The 19,003-nt window shown below is 44.2% G+C and carries 19 protein-coding genes and 1 pseudogene; 4 read left to right on the top strand and 16 right to left on the bottom strand.

All coding sequences use genetic code 11. From position 1 onward, the window contains the following. Positions 1 to 174 precede the first annotated feature (174 nt). Genes trmB through ACW12G_RS02550 form a run of 3 tightly spaced genes read right to left on the bottom strand, consistent with a single transcriptional unit; the run spans position 175 to position 2,883 of the window. Positions 175 to 834: a tRNA (guanosine(46)-N7)-methyltransferase TrmB gene (gene trmB / locus ACW12G_RS02560; protein ID WP_455647202.1), complete on the bottom strand. Its 660-nt coding sequence runs from the start codon at positions 832 to 834 to the stop codon at positions 175 to 177. 47 nt (positions 835 to 881) lie between these two features. Next, positions 882 to 2,153, bottom strand: coding sequence for an ABC transporter permease (locus ACW12G_RS02555; RefSeq protein WP_455647201.1), 1,272 nt, complete (start codon positions 2,151 to 2,153; stop codon positions 882 to 884). Beyond that, positions 2,140 to 2,883: an ABC transporter ATP-binding protein gene (locus ACW12G_RS02550; RefSeq protein WP_010004275.1), complete on the bottom strand. Its 744-nt coding sequence runs from the start codon at positions 2,881 to 2,883 to the stop codon at positions 2,140 to 2,142. Before ACW12G_RS02550 ends, ACW12G_RS02555 begins: the two co-directional genes overlap by 14 nt. Before the next feature lie 70 nt (positions 2,884 to 2,953). Here ACW12G_RS02550 and ACW12G_RS02545 point away from each other — a divergent pair, with 70 nt between their 5' ends. Genes ACW12G_RS02545 through ACW12G_RS02535 form a run of 3 tightly spaced genes read left to right on the top strand, consistent with a single transcriptional unit; the run spans position 2,954 to position 4,596 of the window. Further along, positions 2,954 to 3,385 carry an HIT family protein gene (locus tag ACW12G_RS02545; RefSeq protein ID WP_010000190.1) on the top strand — a complete coding sequence of 144 codons (432 nt, stop codon included), beginning with the start codon at positions 2,954 to 2,956 and terminating at the stop codon, positions 3,383 to 3,385. Positions 3,386 to 3,390: 5 nt separating this feature from the next. Further along, a complete protein-coding gene (locus ACW12G_RS02540) occupies positions 3,391 to 3,630 on the top strand; it encodes a hypothetical protein (RefSeq protein WP_029509294.1) in 240 nt (79 codons plus the stop codon). Positions 3,631 to 3,684: 54 nt separating this feature from the next. Continuing rightward, positions 3,685 to 4,596: a peptidyl-prolyl cis-trans isomerase gene (locus ACW12G_RS02535; RefSeq protein ID WP_455647200.1), complete on the top strand. Its 912-nt coding sequence runs from the start codon at positions 3,685 to 3,687 to the stop codon at positions 4,594 to 4,596. 32 nt (positions 4,597 to 4,628) lie between these two features. Here ACW12G_RS02535 and ACW12G_RS02530 read toward each other — a convergent pair whose 3' ends face one another. The 3 genes from ACW12G_RS02530 to ACW12G_RS02520 are packed head-to-tail and all read right to left on the bottom strand — an operon-like array spanning position 4,629 to position 9,124. After that, positions 4,629 to 5,576: a 3'-5' exoribonuclease YhaM family protein gene (locus ACW12G_RS02530; RefSeq protein WP_048701787.1), complete on the bottom strand. Its 948-nt coding sequence runs from the start codon at positions 5,574 to 5,576 to the stop codon at positions 4,629 to 4,631. Positions 5,577 to 5,591: 15 nt separating this feature from the next. Then, entirely contained in the window at positions 5,592 to 7,955 is a 2,364-nt protein-coding gene (locus ACW12G_RS02525) for an AAA family ATPase (RefSeq protein ID WP_455647199.1), read from the bottom strand. A 5-nt stretch (positions 7,956 to 7,960) separates the two neighbouring features. Then, complete coding sequence (locus tag ACW12G_RS02520) at positions 7,961 to 9,124, bottom strand: metallophosphoesterase family protein (RefSeq protein WP_455647198.1); 1,164 nt, start codon at positions 9,122 to 9,124, stop codon at positions 7,961 to 7,963. A gap of 122 nt (positions 9,125 to 9,246) precedes the next feature. Here ACW12G_RS02520 and ACW12G_RS02515 point away from each other — a divergent pair, with 122 nt between their 5' ends. Continuing rightward, a complete protein-coding gene (locus ACW12G_RS02515) occupies positions 9,247 to 10,278 on the top strand; it encodes a lactonase family protein (protein ID WP_146976661.1) in 1,032 nt (343 codons plus the stop codon). Between the two features lie 34 nt (positions 10,279 to 10,312). On the opposite strand, the gene ACW12G_RS02510 is transcribed toward ACW12G_RS02515, so the two are convergent. The 10 genes and pseudogenes from ACW12G_RS02510 to ACW12G_RS02465 form a co-directional block, all read right to left on the bottom strand. After that, positions 10,313 to 11,005 carry an SGNH/GDSL hydrolase family protein gene (locus tag ACW12G_RS02510; protein ID WP_455647197.1) on the bottom strand — a complete coding sequence of 231 codons (693 nt, stop codon included), beginning with the start codon at positions 11,003 to 11,005 and terminating at the stop codon, positions 10,313 to 10,315. 141 nt (positions 11,006 to 11,146) lie between these two features. Beyond that, on the bottom strand, positions 11,147 to 11,998 hold the full coding sequence (locus ACW12G_RS02505; RefSeq protein WP_147001459.1) for a DegV family protein: 852 nt from the start codon (positions 11,996 to 11,998) through the stop codon (positions 11,147 to 11,149). A 7-nt stretch (positions 11,999 to 12,005) separates the two neighbouring features. Further along, complete coding sequence (locus ACW12G_RS02500) at positions 12,006 to 12,506, bottom strand: dihydrofolate reductase (protein WP_455646772.1); 501 nt, start codon at positions 12,504 to 12,506, stop codon at positions 12,006 to 12,008. Further along, positions 12,499 to 13,704, bottom strand: coding sequence for a CCA tRNA nucleotidyltransferase (locus ACW12G_RS02495; protein WP_095652528.1), 1,206 nt, complete (start codon positions 13,702 to 13,704; stop codon positions 12,499 to 12,501). Before ACW12G_RS02495 ends, ACW12G_RS02500 begins: the two co-directional genes overlap by 8 nt. A 95-nt stretch (positions 13,705 to 13,799) precedes the next feature. After that, positions 13,800 to 15,065: a tetratricopeptide repeat protein gene (locus ACW12G_RS02490; protein WP_029509282.1), complete on the bottom strand. Its 1,266-nt coding sequence runs from the start codon at positions 15,063 to 15,065 to the stop codon at positions 13,800 to 13,802. A 201-nt stretch (positions 15,066 to 15,266) separates the two neighbouring features. Further along, positions 15,267 to 15,494 (bottom strand): CsbD family protein, encoded by a 228-nt coding sequence (locus ACW12G_RS02485; protein WP_010000206.1) that lies wholly within the window; start codon positions 15,492 to 15,494, stop codon positions 15,267 to 15,269. Positions 15,495 to 15,755: 261 nt separating this feature from the next. After that, a complete protein-coding gene (locus ACW12G_RS02480; protein ID WP_010000207.1) occupies positions 15,756 to 16,031 on the bottom strand; it encodes an HU family DNA-binding protein in 276 nt (91 codons plus the stop codon). A 195-nt stretch (positions 16,032 to 16,226) separates the two neighbouring features. Further along, a complete protein-coding gene (der, locus tag ACW12G_RS02475) occupies positions 16,227 to 17,540 on the bottom strand; it encodes a ribosome biogenesis GTPase Der (RefSeq protein ID WP_048701800.1) in 1,314 nt (437 codons plus the stop codon). A gap of 103 nt (positions 17,541 to 17,643) precedes the next feature. Further along, positions 17,644 to 18,834, bottom strand: a complete 1,191-nt coding sequence (gene rpsA / locus ACW12G_RS02470) for a 30S ribosomal protein S1 (RefSeq protein WP_455647196.1) — start codon at positions 18,832 to 18,834, stop codon at positions 17,644 to 17,646. 95 nt (positions 18,835 to 18,929) lie between these two features. Next, positions 18,930 to 19,003 (bottom strand): annotated as a pseudogene (locus ACW12G_RS02465) ((d)CMP kinase); the annotation flags it as partial.

Genomic DNA, 19,003 nt, shown 5'->3' with positions numbered 1-19,003 from the left:
CTGCTAGACTGCTGAAAACACTCTCTGTTGCATTCAATAACACTAAGTATATCACATATTTTAATCCCCTGCAAGGTTTTATTTTTTAATCCCCAAATGTCCCCAAACAATAAAAACACCACTCAATTTGAGTCGTGTTTTTATTGTTAAAAGCAGGCTGTAACCCTTGCGGGACTAAAAGTGTGCCTTAATTTTATAAATTGGTTGTCCTTTAGCTAAAAACTTTTGTTCATACTCGGTTTCAATATTGCCAGCGACCTTGTCTTCATCTGCATGCAAATCCAATGTGTAATCATCGGCTGCCCAACGCATACCGTAATCCATGAAACTGACCATTGAGTATTCAAACAAGTGACGATTATCGGTCTTAAATTCAACTTCACCATGATCAGGCAAAATCGCTTCATACGACTTCAAAAATGTCTTGTAAGTCAAACGACGTGATTCATGACGCTTTTTTGGCCAAGGATCAGAGAAATTCAAGTACAATTTGGCAACTTCGGCCTTTTCGAAATACGTTTCGACCCCGTTACCATTACCGTAAATGTAACGCAAGTTCGGTAACTTCCCAACTTGATCAAAACTTTTACGTGCCGCAATGGCAATCGCTGTTTCTTGAATTTCCATCCCAATATAGTTGATTTCAGGATGGGCTAAAGCCATCCCCAAAATAAATTGGCCTTTTCCTGAACCAATTTCAACATGAATAGGTTGTTCTTGATCAAACAAGTCTTGCCACTTGCCAATTTGTGCCGTTGCCCGTTCTTGGTCAATCACAATATCTGAATGGGCAGCCAACCAATCGGCCGCCCAAGGTTTTGCTCGTAAATGCATATGCATAACATCAACCAATGCGCATTACGCATTGATTGCCTTTCTTTTTAAAATCTTTTCTTATTTAACTGTTTGGGGAGATAAACTCGGCTTAAAAATAGCCACATCACAACCACACTAATCAGCGTTGCCCCCATTGTTGCCCACCCGTGTGGCCAACTTGCCAACACCAGCAAACTGGCAACTAATCCATTGAGTTGTTGATTCAACATGATAAAAGCCTGCTGCTGTGTTGCGGGCGACACTGGCATTAAACGCGTCCATAACGTCTGTTGCGTGTTAGTATACAACGGTAACAGTTGAAACGTGATTAAATACATAACAGCTGCTGCAATAACGGCCACAAGCCAAATTGGCGCCTGTGCTAATGCCCAAACGAGTAGCAAGCCTAGCACTGCTAATCGCATGGCTAATGGCAAACTGTCATTATCTCGCGCCAAACGTATCAAATATAAACGATACATGACCGACTGGCGTTTTGTCAATGTTTTTATCACCCCGTCCAAATAACGCCGACGCTTAATAGTTCTTGGTTGGTTAGGGATTTCTGCAAAGGTTGCGTAAAAGCGATAGACGCGCTGCTCATGTTGTTGTGCTTGCGCAATGGCTATCGGCCAATTGATGGCCAAGCTTTTGGCCCGTGTTGCTGTTAACCAATAACGATAACCAGCTAGACATAATATGATGAGTAGCGTCAAGCCAACCAACCCCAGCCATTTTTGCGGTACAGTTAAGAGTAAAGTTAGCAGACCACCAGGTATCACAACGCGATATATGATTGCTTGCACGCCCCGTCGCCAGGCGTGATCTGACTGTTGCAGCGTTAAAAATAAACGTTGCCGCGCGATCAAAAGCAGCTGCCCTTTGTAGGCCAAAACGATACACCAGTGCAACGCCAAACGCCAGCCTGACATGCCCAAGATTTGCCAAATGATGGGCACAATAAGGCCGATAACCGCTGACTGCCACACCATCGCCACACCATAACTCACTGCAAAAGCACGTGGCAGATAATGTTTGACAAGCTGTTGGTCACTGCCCATCAAAAACAGCGCATCAGCCGGCTTAAAATAAGTAATCAACGCCCCAAATTGCAGGCCCACGACCAACCACAAGACCACAGCGGCAATTAACCACGGCGATTGCCACAACTGCATGTATCGCGGGTCCGTTAACAGTTCGCGATAGCCCAGTACCCCAGCGCCAAATGCTATCACGAGAAAAACTAGAAAATGGTCATTAAACAACCGCTTCAAGTAAGTAACCGTGATGTGATTAGCCTGGTGCCAACGCGCCGCAAAAAGCTTAGTCATGGCCATGAGACACCGCTCCTTGTGCCAAATCAAAATAGTCATCAAGCGTCGCCAACGTGAGCTGATATTGATTCGCTAATGCTTGCGGGGACCCCACAAAGCGTACTTGGCCAGCTTCTAGCACGACAAAAGTGTCCACAAATTGGGCCGCCGAACTCAGCAAATGCGTCGTCAACAAAACACTGTTGCCAGCTGATGCTTGTGCTTGCATCAAGCGCACCACATCCCGATGGGCCAACGTATCGAGTCCCAAAAATGGCTCATCAACGAGTAATAACGGTGCCTTTAACATAAATGCTGAGACCAGCATCACCTTTTGGCGCATCCCTTTGGAAAAATGGCTCGGTAACCAATGTAGTTTGTCCGCTAACCGAAATAAGGTTAACAACGCCACCACATCTGGCCAGACCGCGGTTTTATCAAAACCATGCGCAGCTAACATCAAGTCGAGATGTTCTTCTAACGTTAATTCTTCATATAAAATCGGCTGTTCTGGAATATAAGCCAATTGTGCCTTGAAGTTTGACGGGTCTTGTGCCAAATCAAAGCCGTTCAAGGTAATTTTGCCAGATTTTGGTAACAACTCACCAATAATATGATTGATGGTGGTTGATTTACCTGCCCCATTTAACCCAATTAACGCCACAATTTGACCATCAGCTACTTCAAACGACACGTTGTGCAAGACTTGATTCCCAGCATAACCGCCGGTTAAATTGTCAATTTTTAATCCCATGATTCCATTATAACAGGGGCCATTGGTTATTTGGTATAATAGCCATAACAAAACGAAATGGAGTTAAACAATGGATATTTTTGATCAAATCATTGCTGGTGATATTCCCAGCTACAAAGTATATGAAGACGACGATGTGTTGGCATTCCTCGACATTTCTCAAGTAACCCCTGGTCATACGCTAGTCGTGCCCAAAAAGCACGTCGATGATATCTTCGATTATGATGCCGCTGTGTCTGAAGCGGTGCTATTAAAACTCCCTATGCTTGCGCGGGCGATCAAAGCCAGTGATCCTAAGATTACGGGGATGAATATTTCATCTAACAATGGCGTATCCGCTGGTCAAACAGTCCGTCACTCTCACTGGCATTTGATTCCACGTTATGATGATGACAATTTGACTTCACGCTTGGCACCAACCATTGACAACAGTAGTCAATTCTCACCTGAACGTTACCAAGCGATTGCCACAGCGATTACTGAAGCCCTTGAAAAGGAGTAACTACCATGGTTTTCATTGATCAAATCAAACATGTGATTGCCCAAATTCAAACCATCCTGTCTTTGAGCAAACAACTTAAAAACCAAGAAGCCCAACTTAAGGTGCAATTAGCGCAACTGAAAGTCGTGCAAGATGATCTCCAAGTTGACATTAATAAGATGAACTTCAAAAATAAGCCACATCTCGATCGCATCCAAGAGACCACTGCGCACCTGAAAGCTGAATTGTCAAAGTATCAGGCGTAGTGACTGATTTTGTGTTAAAATAATCAAGATACTAATCAGAAAAGGAAGCATCTCATGCGCAAATTTATTTGGGGGCTACTTGTTGTTATTTTTGCAGGTGGTCTAATCTATCTTGGTCTCAATTCATCAAAAACACTGATGACATCTGACGCAGGAAAAATTACGGAAAAATCATTCTTGGCTGACTTAAAAAAGTCACCAGCTGGTCAACAAGCGTTCGCCAACACCGTGGTCACAACCGTACTTGACAATAAATACGGAGGTGATGTCTCAAAGTCTGACGTGCAACAAGCATTTGATACACAAAAGGCGCAATACGGCGATGCCTTCAAGACCGTCTTAGCTTCAAACAATATGACTGAAGCACAATTCAAGACGAACATCAAAAACAATTTGATTATGACGGCAGCTGTGAAAGCCAACTACAAGGTGTCAAACAGCCAACTTGAACAAGCTTACAAAGACTATCATCAATCAACAACAATTTCGATGATTAAAGCAAAAGATGAAGATTCTGCCAAAAAAGCCATTGAAGACTTAAAGTCAGGTAAAAGTTGGAACGATGTGTATAAGCAATATACAAAAGATAAGACTTATGAAAAGTCAAATGGCCAACTCCCTGCCTTTGATTCTACTAGCATAAGTGTTGATTCAGCCATTCAAGACGCAGCCTTCAAGCTTGCAAAAACCGGTGACTATACCACCGACCCTGTAAATTCTAACGGTAGCTATTATGTGATCCGTTTGGACAAGACGACAAAGAAGCCTAGCTTGAACAGCGTGCGTACACAACTCACGGACAAGCTTGTCACAAACTTCTTGAATGATCAAAAGAGCAGCGATAAAGTGCAAGCCGTTATTGGTAAGATCCTACGTCAAGAAAACGTTGACGTTAAGGACGCACAACTTAAAAATGCTTTGAATGCTTACTTGACAGCTGGTTTAACAGCTAACAAGTCAAAGTAAATTAAAAACACGTCACTGAAGTGACGTGTTTTTTATGCCTGCGTATCGTGATAAAAACGACGATTATCTAACCCAAAGATACGATCAGAAAAAGCATGTTCTGGCGTTTTTTCTAAAGCAGCCGTCATCATCTGAATATTGGCATCAATCTCATCGAGTTGATGTAACACTTCGGCTGTCATCGTGGCTGGGCGTACTGGCGAACCATATTCTAGTACCCCATGATGCGCCAACACAACGTGCCGCAGCAACAGCATGTCTTCAGATTGTAAGTCAAATTTTAATTCGTGAGCGGCCAATACAATTTGTTCATCCACCAACGTAATATGTCCAATTAAATTCCCAGCCAATGTATATTGCGTAGCAACTGGACCGGATAATTCAATGACTTTGCCCAAATCATGCAACAAAGCCCCAGCAATCAGTAAGGATTGATTGAGCTGTGGGTATTGCGCTGCGACACTTTTTGCTAAACGCGCAATCGATAATGAATGATACGCTAAGCCACCGGCAAAGGCATGATGGTTCACCTTAGCTGCTGGAAAACGCAAAAATGCCTCATGATAGGTTGTAAATAACTTTCGGACCAATCGATTCCAAGTGGGGTTGGTAATCATCAAAATAAGGTCATTTAATTCTTCTTGCATTGCCTCTGTCTTAATCGGCGCATGCGTCATAAAATCAGCCGGATCATCCGGTTCCCCAGTTTGTGATAAGCGTACATGCGTAATTTGAACTTGTGGCTTATCCTGATAAGCACCGCGAACGCCCTGCAATTTGACGATTTGACCTGGCAGTAAAGTTTTTATCTGCTCATCCGTCGCATCCCACAAATTACCTGGCAAATCACCCGATCGATCTGAAAAAACCAGATTCAAATAAGGCTTGCCTGTTTTTGTCAGTCGCATATCGGCACTCTTAATTAGTGCAAAATTGTCAATCGGTTCTGTATCTTGATACGCTGTCAGTAATTTCACCATTTGCCACCTCTTTGATTATAATTTTATCATACTCTCGGCCGCTTGATCGGGCCAAGCCGTTGTAAAATAGATGATTTGTTGCTGCTGGGCAATATCTTGTAACAGCGCGATCATTGTCTGTTTACGCTGCGGATCAAAATTAACAAACCCATCATCAATCAAAATTGGGACTGATACAATATCTGCAATCACGCGACTTAAAGCTAACCTTAACGCAATATAAAGTTGTTCTTGTGTCCCAGTTGATAATTCAGTCACGGCAAATTGTTGCTGGTCCGCACGCGTGACCAATAGTTCCGACGCTGAAAATGTCATCTCATGATAGCGACCGTGCGTTAATCGCTTGAAATACTGCGTCGCCAATGCTTGCATTTTTGGAAAGCGGTTTTGCGAGGCGCGTTGTAAAGCGACTGTAATCCATTGACTAGTCAACTTTTCGGCAATATAGACACCGAATTGTTCAATTAAGGCAGTCTCCTCGTCTGCCAGCGCCTGTTGCATGGCAATAAATTGGTCGTTACTGGTTAAATGTGCTTGTTGTGCTTGATGATCTGATAATGCCGCTTGGCAGGCAAAAAGACGCTGCTGGGCAGCTTGTAACTGCTGTTGTAAAGCAGAGAGTTGTCCCTGTAAAGTATCACGATCCTTAATTTGTTCTAATTGCGTCAGCACGTCAGGCTGAATTTGACGCATCAAATCGTCATACCGTTGGCGCAGTCTGGTCTGTGATAACTCTTGTTGTTTTAAGGCCTCAATATCTGCCATGTCACTGACTTGATACTGGGCAAATAACTTTTGTTGCGATTCACGAGCTTGATCTAATTGCTGTTGATGAAAAGCGATGGCTTCAACGCGCTGCTGTTGTTGCTGGCTCAACGCCAGAAAATCGTGTTGCGCCGTTAATTTTTGCTGTTCATAGCGATGTTGCAATTCAACCACTGATTGCGCTAAATCAGTCATGTGCAACGTCACGTTAAAATGCGTGGCAACTGGCTTCAATTGACGCATAATCGCAGTTTGCAAATCAGCAATCGCAATATTTAAACCCGATAACTTTTGTTTTGTTGCCGGTTGTTGCTGCAAGGTTTTCTGCAGTGTTAACACCTCATCAACCGTTAAATGACCATAACGCGCTAAAATTGCGGCGACTTGGCGCTGATGTGACTTGTATTGCCAAAAGGCCAAGCCAGCCGGCACAACGGCCAACAAGACCGCTGGTTTGGCAACCAAAAAGCCTAAAACGCCCACAACCAAACTCGCCATTAACCAGACCATTTCAGAGCTACGCCGTGTCAATTGCTGCTTTTCAGCAGGACTTAGCGGTTCGGCTAGCACCCCGTCTTCAAATTGTGCCTGTAATTGGCGTTGCGCTGACAGGAGCTTTTCCCGTGCTGCTAGTTTCTCCTGTAATTGTGTCACTGCGTGTTGGGCTTGCGCCAAAGTTGTCTCGAATTCAAAGGCGTCTGGTGTGGCTTCCACTTGTTTGGGATCTTGTGCCTGTTGTAAAGTTTCTAAAGCCGATTGATGTAATTTGATGGCTGACGTCTGCTCTTGTAAAGCCAACAAATCCGCATCTGAAACGTGCGGCCCAGCTTGCGTCATTTTTGTTTTTAACGCAACAGCTGTTGTATACACATCATATTGTTGTTGCAGTTGCTCATGCTGTTTAACTTGTGCTGTCAGCGATAAAACAGCTGCCTTAGCTTCAGCTACGCGTTGTTGATCAGCCATCACTGCCGCCTCGCCGGCAATAAAATCAGGTAAGGCGGTCGCTTTTTGCTGAACTTGCGCCAATGTATCAAAATAATGCTTGGTCGCTTGATTAAGCGGCCGTTTACCTGTTGGCCGTTGCGCAAATTGCTTGTCTGCTTGTTTGTCTAGGTCATCAGCGACGGTTAACCACTGTGCGCTGCCCACGGCCCCAATATTGAGCAAAAGCTTCTGTAAATCAACCGCTTTAAGCTGTGTAATTTCTGCTAAATCCTGTTGACTAAAATTAAAAATCGCGTCAAAAGCTTCACGATTTAGCGGGGCTAATTGATCAGCTAACCACTTTTCAGGTTCCGCGATACGCGTTTGGTCAGCCAAACGCGTGATCGTTAATTGCGATTGTGTACGACCTAAGCGGGTAATTTTCACCGTTTCGGACGCAAAACGCACCGTTAAGCTCCCACCATAGCGGCTCCCATCTCGTGGGTCATAAGTATTGGTCTTCCCTTTTTTACTGGGGAAACCAAATAAAATTCCGACGATAAAGGCCCGCAAGGTTGACTTACCAGACTCATTTTGGCCAAGAATGACTTGGAGTCCTGATTGAAAGTCAAAATGTTGCTTTGACCAACGCCCAAAGCCACTGATATCGACTTGTTGGATATCCATGCGTCTCACATATTCCTTTCTAATAACAGTTGTTGCATTTTGTCACGTAAAGCTTGCTTACCAGCTGCACTAAGGTAATACTCACGGACAACATTAGGTACTTGTGCGGGTAAATGCGCCCCCATATCAAAATCATCGAGTACTTGCGCCAATGCGTCATGCCAAAATTGTTGATCAATTTGATCGGCTGCTAACATCGTTGTGGCTGCCTGTCGCCGTTCCAGTTTAACAACCCATTGGTTGGCTGGTAAATTTGCCCGAATTTTGGCTAACATCACGCCACTTGTTAAGCGTTCAACCACAGCTGGATCTAACTGTCCAGTGAATTGAATGGTTAAAAAAACAGGCGTCTGATCATCACGTTCCGCCAGTTGCGCTAACAACTCATCTTCGTTTAAACTGTCCGTAAAAACGAGTTCCTCCCAACGAATCACCGTTGATGGCTGAAATACTGGGACTAATTTACCTTGCGTCGCTGTGACTAAATAGTATCCCTTCTCGCCAGTTTCTTTCCGGTTTAACCCTTGTAAATTCCCCGAATACCCAACAAATGGTTGCTCATGTAGTGTTTGGCGCACATGAATGTGACCAAGTGCCCAATAATCATAGCGCTTGGTGAGCAGTCCTTGCAGGGTAAATGGCGCATAAGGATCGCCCGCCTTCCCCAGCGCGCCGTGATACAGACCAATATGATAGTCATCCGTCGTGCTTTTCACCGGAAAATCCGTTAAAACAGGCTGCATTTGTCGCGGCGTTTGGTAGCTAAAACCAGTAAGCGCCACCCGTTCACCGGACGCAAGTGTGAACCGTTGTGTCGCCACATCTTGACTGAACACATGCACATTTGCTGGCCAAGGTAAGTGGGCATGTTGATCCGCTTCAAAATCATGATTCCCAAAACTCAGATAGACCGGAATATTTGCTTGATTTAAACGTTCAAACTGTTGATGCACAAAAACTTGGACTTTGGGACTGTTTTCTGTGGCACTATATAAATCCCCAGCAATCACTAAAAAATCAACCTGCGCCGTCAGCGCCTGCGTTATCATTTTTTCAAATGCGTGCATGGTTGACGCTTGCACCAGCTGTTTGAGCGCTGCTGGTAACTCACGATCTAACCCTTTAAAGGGGTTCCCTAAGTGACTATCCGCTGCATGAATAAATTTCATAATCGACCTCTCTGAACAAATGTTCGCTTATTTTATTATACTGAATTGCTTGCGCTTTCACAACTTGTGAAACCCCTTACATATATGCTATGATAGAGGCAATACATCAAGGAGAGTTTATTATGACAATTCATAAAATTTTATTTGGTACTTATACAAAACGCATCTCAAAAGGCCTCTATGAAGCTGAACTCGACACTGAAGCGCGTCAACTACAAAACCCCACTTTTGTGGCACCACTAACAAATCCGACTTACCTCGCCGTATCAAAGGCTGACAAAGTATATGCCGTTGAAAATCGCGACGGTCAAGGTGGCGTTGTCACATTGGATAACACTGTTCGCCCATTGGCTGAAATTGATGCCCAATTAAGTGAAGGCTCTGCGCCAGCTTATATTGGTATTGATGAAGCCCGTCAACTTGTCTTTACTGGTTACTACCATCGTGGTACCGTTGAATCATATCAAATCAAGCCTGATGGCAACTTGTCACTCGTGACAACATGGACTAATACAGGTTCTGGCCCACGCCCAGAACAAGGGAGCTCTCACATCCATTTTGCTAACTTGACGCCTGATAATCGCTTAGTTGCTGTCGACTTAGGAACAGATGAAGTGATTACTTTTGACGTACAAGATGATGGCCAATTTACTGAAGTGGCGCGTTTCCACACTGAAGAAGGCTTTGGTCCACGTCATATTCGTTTTTCACCAGATGGGCAATATGCCTATGTGCTCGGTGAACTTTCAAGCTTGCTAAGCGTCTTGAAATATAACGCTGAAGATGGCACATTTGAACACGTGATGACGGCCTCAACGATTCCAGCTGATTGGACAGCCCACAATGGTTCAGCTGCCCTCCGTATCAGCCATGACGGTCGCTTCATCTACGCGTCAAACCGTGGCCACAACTCAATTGCGGTCTTTAAGGTCATGAATGAAGGCGCTGAAATTGAACGTATCCAACTCATCAGTTCTGAAGGTGAATTCCCCCGTGACATGAACTGGGATGACAACCAAGATTTCCTGGTTGTTGCTAACCAAGACACGGATAACGTGACGCTTTTTGCCCGCGATCAAGCAACTGGCGAATTAACGCTACTACAAAAAGACTTTGCCATTCCAGAAGGTGTGCGCGTTGCCTTTGAAAACTAATCAAAAAAGTTCAAGTCGTTTGACTTGAACTTTTTTATTTGGCCTTGATTATTTTGGTATACGTTTCAGCAATTAATCTGGCAATGCGGCGCTGACCCACGTCATTTGGATGTAACCCATCCGGCATTACTTGTGCCCGAAAGTCGGCCTGACTCGGATCAAAGCGTTTTTTTTGCATTAAGTTGATGACTGGTACGGCCAAATCCTGACAAGCCGCAAGCTGAGCAGCCACATAGGCATGCAAATCCAAGCCCAAGCCATTTAACGTCCGGTCAGTTCGTCGCACCTGTTGCCCACGGACAGGTGTTTGATATGTCGGCGTCAAGACGATGATTGTCGCCTGCGGCTGGCGTTGCCGTAAATGGGCAATAATCTGATAGAACGCACCGATATAAGTCGTAGCGGTTAAATCAGTCGGCCCACCAATGGGGACATCTCCCAACCAATCATCATCCGTACCTTGAACGATATATAAGTCAGCTGGATTTAACCGTTGCGCCTGTTGAAATATACTGGTAAAACCATTATCAGCAAGATGCGCACCGGAAACCGCCAGATTTTGGACCGTGGCCCCTGTGGCTTTTTGAATATACTGGCCAAAATTATATTTGGCTTTTAAGCCAAACGACACACTATCGCCAATAATACCAATTTGGTGCACATTCTTAAGCGCCGAGTGCCGAATACGCGCTAAACTCACCATATCGGTGTCTTGCCATTGTGTCATTATCCGCCAAGTTTTAAACCGACCGATAAGTTGATGGCTGAAATGTTTCAATTGTCCCCACATTGCGGTTTCCCAATGTCCTTTCTTGACACAACGGTTAAAATAAAACCCCAAAAAATTTTGGGGTTTTAATCACCTATTTTAATGTGCCTGATACAAAATAGCTAAAGCACCGATACCCGTATGGGTTGAGACAATCGGTGTTGTATTCGTCACTTCAATCTTAATATCGGGCCAGATAGCGTTTAACCGGGCAGCCATTTTTTCGGCCACTTCTGGCACACCAGCATGAGAAATACCAATGGCAATCATTTCATTATAAGATTGCATTTTTTCAATCACACTGTCATTGAATTTGGCAATGGCTTTCATCCCACGTCCCTTAGCCAACACTTCAACTGAACCCGTGTTATCAACTGTTGCACCGACTTTAATATTTAACAAATTACCGATGATGCCAGATGTTTTACTCAAGCGACCACCAGCCACCATGTTATCTAATGACGTAAAGCTCAAAAATGTATGCGATTCTGAACGCACCTTTTCTGCTTCCGCCAAAATTTCCGCCATTGATGCCCCTGCTTGTGCCATTTTAGCTGCTGCTAAAACAGGGAAAGCTTCGGCACGGTCAGCATTTAACGTATCAAATGTTGTGATTTTGGCTGCTGATAGTGCGGCCGCTTGTTCGGCTGCATGCACTGTCCCAGACAAACCAGATGAGAGATGCATACTCAAAATTTCTGATTCAGGATATTGTTGATGAATCGAATCATAAGCTGCTTGAAACTTACCAATTGATGGTTGTGATGTTTGCGGTAAGGTAGCACTTTTTGACATCTTTTCAAGGAATTCATCACGTTGAAGCGTCACACCATCTTCATAAACGACCCCATCAATTTGTACCGTCAAAGGCACTACCGTAATATCATATTGGGCGATTTCTTCTGGGGTTAAAGCAATCGCTGAATCTGTAACAATCTTTATATTCGACATTTTTTCCTCAATTCTTACGCTGATATCGTTCAACAACAAATGCGTAGTCATGTTTTTCATCTTTTGGGTGTGGTTGACTGGCAATCAGCTCAAATTGTGACAAATCCACCGTTGGAGCAAACGTATCACCCGCCACATCACCAGCAACTTTTGTAATTATTAAATCCGTGGCATAAGGCATGAATGCTTGATACATGGTTGCCCCACCAGCAATTGTCACATCACGATCTTCTGCCGCAATCTTTGCTAAAACTTCTGACATGCTATGCGCGACCAGTACGTCGTCGTAGCCAGGTTGCCAATCGGTTTGATGGGTTAAGACCAGGGTTGTCCGGTTGGGTAATGGGCGCCCAATACTATCCCAAGTCGTCCTGCCCATAATCATTAACGTCCCCATTGTTTCTCGTTTAAATAGCTTAAGGTCATCAGGTAAATGCCATGGTAAGTCCCCATTCTTACCAATTGCGTGCTGTTTGTCTTCTGCCCATACCATTTTAATCTTAGTCATGTTGACTGAGCTCCTTTGCATAGGCTAACAATGCCGCTGGCTGATTAACCACTTGGCCTGTAACAACTGCCCGTTCAATTTGCTTTAAAATACGTCCCATTTGTGGGCCTGGTTGTACAATTTGTTCGGCAATTAATTGGCCGCCGGCCACACGTAGTTCACGTGTATGATGAATCGGTAAGGCCGCAAACATCGCGTCCACATCGGCAATTACCGCATCGTCAGTTCGGATTAAACGTAAGACGTGCATTAAAACGTCACGGTAATCATAAATTTGATATAACGTCCATAAGTCACGCCGCGCAATGTGGCGTGCAACCGGCACAACCGCAGTGGCCATCTTAATCAAGTCCCGACTTGTTTTCCAAGTCCGCATAAATGTCGTCATCTCTGACTCATTTAATGTTGAACGGGTTAAAAGATGCGCCCAAACGACGGGAATTGTTGCGGGTTGCTGGGCTTCAAGGTCCGTCATGATCGCATCAAATTGCCACTGATCAAGTTGACCAGGTAAGTACGTCACAACGCCATCTTCAATTGCCATGGCCAGACTGGCGGCGGCTTGTTGCCCCATCAATAGTTTTTCAAATTCAACACGAATCCGTTCAACCGCAATTTTGGCCAAATTTGGCGCCAATCGTTGCAAAGCTGCGCGGGTATCCGGTGCGATTTGAAAGCCAAGCTGGGCACTAAAACGTAAAGCACGCATCATGCGCAACGCATCTTCGGTAAAGCGTACTTCAGCCTCACCGACGGCCCGAATGACACCAGCCGACAAATCCGCTAGCCCATCGAACAAATCAACAATTTCACCATCATAGGTCATTGCTAAGGCGTTAATCGTAAAATCACGGCGTTGCAAATCTTCGGATAAACTGCGCACAAACGTAACCGTATCCGGTCGGCGAAAATCTGTATAGGTCGATTCCGTCCGAAACGTCGTAATTTCGTAGCCCAGCCCATGATCTAATACCATCACGGTCCCGTGCTGAATGCCAGTATCGACTGTTTTATCAAATTGTTTTTTGACTTCTTCTGGAAATGCAGCACTCGCAATGTCAACATCATGAATCGGTTTTTGAAGTAACATGTCGCGTACGGCGCCACCAACAAAATAGGCCTCAAATCCGGCTGCTTCTAAACGTTGCAAAACTGGTTGCGCAGCCACAAATTCCGATGGTAACGTTTCAATTTTCATACATAATATCCTTTTGTCTATTATATCAAAAACACCCTAATTAGAAACACTCCCTCACACCATTTATCAGGCTGATTCCGGTCTTTTTTCTCACCTTAGTAAGCTAAATCTTCCAGACGCATTTGCATGTCCAGATCATCAGGTGCCAAGAATAGATATTGCTTCAACGCAGTGATTTCTTCTTCAGGTTGCCCTTGTTCATGGTACCAATCAATCAAATCATGCAAGAAGGCGCTATTGTCTTGGAATAATGGCGCAGCAGTTGCCCAATTTTCAGCGGCCTTGTCTGTCTCCCCGATAGCCTGATAGGCACGGGCTAATGACCAATAGAACTGTGGATCTAAGACATCCTCTGCCATAGCGGTCGTTAAACGCGCAATCACGTCGTCATAACGTTGTTGGGCAAGCCAAAGATCAGTCAACGCAATTAACGTGGCCACATCTGACTCGTCAACAGCGAGTCCCTTAAGGTAATAAGCTTCGGCTGCCGCTGTATCCCCCAATTTTTCAGCCGCTTGGCCAGCAAGACGATATAACGCCACATTCGTTTCATCTTGGGCCAACCCCGCTTGGTACGTCCGATAAGCATCTTCTAACTGGTGAATTTGCGTATAGGCTTGTCCAAGTAGTGGATAAACTGATGTGTACTTTGGATCAACATCCAAAATGTCATTAAATAGCCGAATGGCTTCGTTTTCTCGATGCGTTTCTTGGTACAAAATGGCTAGCTGGAACCGCGTGTCTAGCGTCATCAATTCCGGCTTGATTTGTTCCAAATAACCAATAGCATGGTCATATTGTCCGATTTGGGCATATGCAACCCCGATCCGAGCCACCAAGTCCACCCGACTCATGTCGCGCTTGCCTTTCAAAAGTAAGGCGCGGTAGCGACTAATGGCCTTTTGGTAGGCTTGATTTGCGAAATAAAATTCAGCTAAAGCAAACTGGATAATATCTTCATCTGGTGCTAATTTTTCAGCCTGTAACAAACTGTGTTCAGCTGCTTCATTTAAGCCTTCTGATTGATAAATATCGGCCTTAACCAATAATGCCCGCAAATAAGAATCAGAATCTGGTTGAATTTGCGCGAGGTAGTTTTGTGCGTCATCAATATCGCCATCTTCAATAGCAATGTCAGCTAACGCTGTGCGCAATTCATCTTCGTCCGGATACTTAGCCAATAATTGTTGATAAGCCCGTCGTGATTCTTCTAAAAAGCCCAAAGCATACAACTCTTCGGCTAAACTATATATCAACTCATCGCTATCTTGACGTAATGATTGATCAAAAAATTTTTGCGCCGGTTCTAACTGACCACGCTCCAGTGCATCTAACATTTGTTCGGCATAACTTGTTGACATTCTGACTCCTCTAACTTTGACCCCTATTTTTTATTGGCCGACCACACTACTTTTTAGGGCAGTATGTCGCCATTAATATGATTTTATTTAACAGCCTATTTTACCATAAAACCGTTGGTAACAGCGACTTTATGGCTAACATATCGGCAATCTATTCAAAATAAAAACGCCGCTCATTGAGCAGCGTTACTAACTAATATCTTACTTCTTGAGATGGTCGAAACCATCTTTCACTGCGTCAACGGCTTCTTCTGCCTTGTCCTTGACTGCTTCAGCAGCATCTGATAGCTTGTCCTTCACATCAGCAAATAGCCCTTGAGCCTTGCCTTCTGCTTCACGTGCCTTATCACCGGTAACCTTGCCTTCTACTTCTTTTGCCTTACCAGCAACCTTGTCCTTAGCGTTATCAAACTTTTCTTCAACTGACATAACTTGTCCTCCTTGAGTGGTGATTTGACGTTACAAGCATATTCTAACACAAAAAAGATAATATAGGGTGAATTTTGCACATCAATTTTTAAGCATTTTGTTTTTGAGCTATTAACACCTTTTAAAATTATCACCGGCATCACATAGAAAAAGGCAAGCGCGAGTGCGCTTGCCTTCGGTATGCTAGATTAGAAAATAAACACTTCTGTTGACTCATTTCCCCCAGGATACCCTGTCAATCACGATTCAGTCAGAATCTGATTACTTAACAGCTTCCTTCAATGCCTTACCAGGCTTGAATGCAGGTACCTTTGATGCAGGAATTTCGATTTCTGCGCCAGTTTGTGGGTTGCGACCCTTACGAGCTGCACGGTCACGAACTTCAAAGTTACCAAAACCGATCAATTGAACCTTTTCACCGTTCTTCAAAGCTTCTTCGATTGATGTAAAGACAGCATCAACTGCTGCAGTAGCATCCTTCTTTGTTAAACCAGTTGCCTTTGCAACTGAATCTACTAATTCTTGCTTGTTAGCCATTTTCGCTTCTCCTAAGAGTTTTTATTAACCGTCAACCGGTTTTGAAATCTGTCGAAACATTATTTCATGTAACTAGAATAACACAAGAACGCCCGAATGTGTAGTGTTTATGCGGGTTTTCAGGTTTTCGTAATAATTTTGTCACAAGAAAATGACGTCATCACAACACGACTCACATGCGCCGTTGCTGATTTCTCATTTGCGGGCACGGACAATCAATTTGATTGGTGTACCCGTGAAATCAAAGGCTTCACGGATTTTATTTTCTAAGAAACGTTCGTATGAGAAGTGCATCAATTCAACATCGTTAACAAAGATAACAAAAGTTGGTGGTTGCACGGCAACTTGTGTCGCATAGTAAACACGTAAGCGACGGCCATTATCAGTTGGCGTTGGGTTCACGGCAATCGCATCCATAATGACATCATTCAACGTTGACGATGAGATACGCTTACGGTGGTTAGCATCAACGTCCTTAATCATCTGTGGCAAACGATCCAAACGTTGCCCCGTTTTTGCTGAGACAAAGACAATTGGGGCATAATCCAAGAACTTAAATTCTGCGCGAATCATATTCTCGAAATCCTTCATTGTGTGATCATCTTTTTCAATGGCATCCCACTTGTTGACCACAATAATCATGGCACGGCCGGCTTCATGTGCAAAACCTGCCACGTGCTTATCTTGTTCCCGAATGCCTGCTTCAGCATCCAGCACCATCAAGACCACATTACTATCATCAATGGCTTTCAAGGCGCGCATCACAGAATACTTTTCCGTATTCTCATACACCTTACCGCGCTTACGCATCCCAGCAGTATCCACCATGATGAATTCATCACCTTCAGGCGTGACAAAACGCGTATCGATGGCATCACGAGTTGTCCCTTCAATATCAGACACAATCACGCGTTCTTCACCCAAAATGGCATTCACAATTGATGACTTGCCAACATTAGGCCGACCAATGATACTAAAACGAATAGCGCCATCGTCTTCTTGTTCAGCTGCTTCGTCGGGGAAATTCTTGACAACTTCATCCAACAAATCACCTAAGCCCAAGCCGTGTGAACCAGAAACTGGATAAGGTTCACCAAGACCAAGTGAATAAAAGTCATAAATGTCTTGACGCATTTCTGGGTTATCGACCTTATTGACCGCAAGCACGACGGGCTTGTCCGTCTTATAAAGCATTTTTGCGACAACTTCATCAGCTGAAGTCACCCCTTCACGCCCAGATGTCACCATGACAATGACATCTGCTTCATCCAAAGCTAATTCAACTTGGGCTCGAATTTCGGCCAAAAATGGTTCGTCTCCGAGTTCAATCCCACCGGTATCAATCATCCGGAATTCATAATTCAACCATTCGGCTGGCGCATACAAACGATCGCGTGTCACCCCTGGTTGATCTTCAACAATTGCAATACGTTCTCCGGCCATCCGGTTAAAGATAGTCGATTTTCCGACGTTTGGTCGGCCAACAATGGCTACTACTGGTGCTGCCATAATCGCACCTCCTTTTTCATACCGTGAGCGCCCACTAATGCCCACTCAATTTTTCTTCAAAAATAAAAGAACTGGCGAACCAGCTCTTTTATGTTGATGCCTCTTACAACTTATCACCAAAAATGTCACCCAATGTTGCGGCTGAGTCATCTTGTTGCTTGTAAGCAGCGATATCAGCACGTGAAGCTGAACCATCGTTACCACGACGATCTTCACGTTCTGGCTTTTCTTCCAAAGCCTTCATTGACAATGAAATACGTTCTTCGGCTGGCTTAATGTCCAATACCTTCACTTGTACCTTGTCACCAGACTTCAAATCTTCTGATGGGTTTTCAATACGCTTGTTTGAAATTTGTGACACGTGCACAAGACCTTCGATACCAGGCAAAATTTCAACAAAGGCACCAAAGTCCTTCACACGCTTAACAGTACCTTCAAGCACTGAACCTGCAGCGATTTGATCTGCAGCTTCGTCCCAAGGTCCACGTTGTGTTGCTTTGATTGACAATGAGATACGACCCTTTTCAGTGTCCAATGCCAAGATCTTAACGTCAACCTTGTCACCCTTTGTCAATACATCGGCCGGGTTCTTCACACGATCGTGTGAGATTTCTGATACGTGAACCAAACCATCAACACCACCCAAGTCAACGAATGCGCCGAAGTCTGTCAAACGGGCAACAGTTCCTTCAACAACATCACCAACTGACAACTTGCTAAATACTTCAGCCAACTGTGCAGCGCGTTCTTGTGCAGCAACAGCCTTACGTGACAAAATCAAACGTGCATTAGCAGGGTCAATTTCGATAACTTGTGCTTTAATATCCTTATTCTTGAATTGGTTCAAATCAGAAACGAAACGTTCTGCAACCATTGATGCTGGTACGAAACCACGTACGCCGTTAACATCAACAATCAAACCACCACGAACAGCGTTGATAACCTTGGCATCAACTGTGTCACCTTCAGCAAAGCTCAAGTTTTCCCATGCCTTGCGCGCATCCAAACGCTTCTTTGACAACAAGTAAGCTACGCCTTCCTTGTCGCTTGTTACGTTAGAAATGACAACTGCTTCAATGGTATCACCAATTTTTAATTCGTCTGCCAGGTTGATGTTACGATCGTCTGAGTACTCACGTGCTGGCACAACTCCTTCTTCACCGGTAGACAAACCAACAACTGCTTGGTTATCATTATCAATAGCTAAAAGCTCACCGGTAACGACATCTCCCACCTTAATTTGATCTGCTGCGCTTTCGAGAGCTGCTAAGAACTCGTTGTTTGTTTCACTCATGACGTCTAACGTCCTCCTACAATTTACACTATGGGTATAGTTTACCAGAATAATTGCCACTTGTATAGTAAAAAACAGCGTTTTCACGCTGTAACTTAGGGTTTCTGTTTTTTTTCAATAATCTTTGTAATCTCTGATACTACAGCTTGGATACTTTGTCCGGTAGTAT

The organism is Leuconostoc sp. (assembly GCF_965300815.1).
Note: the sequence above shows the minus strand (reverse complement) of the source record. Positions and strands in the feature narration are given on the sequence as shown.

Coding starts and splice junctions, on each gene's coding strand:
- ACW12G_RS02505 (WP_147001459.1), bottom strand. CDS start 11,998: ATGTCGAATATAAAGATTGTTACAGATTCAGCGATTGCTTTAACCCCA.
- ACW12G_RS02500 (WP_455646772.1), bottom strand. CDS start 12,506: ATGACTAAGATTAAAATGGTATGGGCAGAAGACAAACAGCACGCAATT.
- ACW12G_RS02480 (WP_010000207.1), bottom strand. CDS start 16,031: ATGGCTAACAAGCAAGAATTAGTAGATTCAGTTGCAAAGGCAACTGGT.
- ACW12G_RS02525 (WP_455647199.1), bottom strand. CDS start 7,955: ATGGATATCCAACAAGTCGATATCAGTGGCTTTGGGCGTTGGTCAAAG.
- ACW12G_RS02540 (WP_029509294.1), top strand. CDS start 3,391: ATGGTTTTCATTGATCAAATCAAACATGTGATTGCCCAAATTCAAACC.
- ACW12G_RS02550 (WP_010004275.1), bottom strand. CDS start 2,883: ATGGGATTAAAAATTGACAATTTAACCGGCGGTTATGCTGGGAATCAA.
- ACW12G_RS02555 (WP_455647201.1), bottom strand. CDS start 2,153: ATGGCCATGACTAAGCTTTTTGCGGCGCGTTGGCACCAGGCTAATCAC.
- ACW12G_RS02485 (WP_010000206.1), bottom strand. CDS start 15,494: ATGTCAGTTGAAGAAAAGTTTGATAACGCTAAGGACAAGGTTGCTGGT.
- ACW12G_RS02545 (WP_010000190.1), top strand. CDS start 2,954: ATGGATATTTTTGATCAAATCATTGCTGGTGATATTCCCAGCTACAAA.
- ACW12G_RS02490 (WP_029509282.1), bottom strand. CDS start 15,065: ATGTCAACAAGTTATGCCGAACAAATGTTAGATGCACTGGAGCGTGGT.
- ACW12G_RS02520 (WP_455647198.1), bottom strand. CDS start 9,124: ATGAAATTTATTCATGCAGCGGATAGTCACTTAGGGAACCCCTTTAAA.
- ACW12G_RS02515 (WP_146976661.1), top strand. CDS start 9,247: ATGACAATTCATAAAATTTTATTTGGTACTTATACAAAACGCATCTCA.
- ACW12G_RS02495 (WP_095652528.1), bottom strand. CDS start 13,704: ATGAAAATTGAAACGTTACCATCGGAATTTGTGGCTGCGCAACCAGTT.
- ACW12G_RS02530 (WP_048701787.1), bottom strand. CDS start 5,576: ATGGTGAAATTACTGACAGCGTATCAAGATACAGAACCGATTGACAAT.
- der (WP_048701800.1), bottom strand. CDS start 17,540: ATGGCAGCACCAGTAGTAGCCATTGTTGGCCGACCAAACGTCGGAAAA.
- trmB (WP_455647202.1), bottom strand. CDS start 834: ATGCATTTACGAGCAAAACCTTGGGCGGCCGATTGGTTGGCTGCCCAT.
- rpsA (WP_455647196.1), bottom strand. CDS start 18,834: ATGAGTGAAACAAACAACGAGTTCTTAGCAGCTCTCGAAAGCGCAGCA.
- ACW12G_RS02535 (WP_455647200.1), top strand. CDS start 3,685: ATGCGCAAATTTATTTGGGGGCTACTTGTTGTTATTTTTGCAGGTGGT.
- ACW12G_RS02510 (WP_455647197.1), bottom strand. CDS start 11,005: ATGACACAATGGCAAGACACCGATATGGTGAGTTTAGCGCGTATTCGG.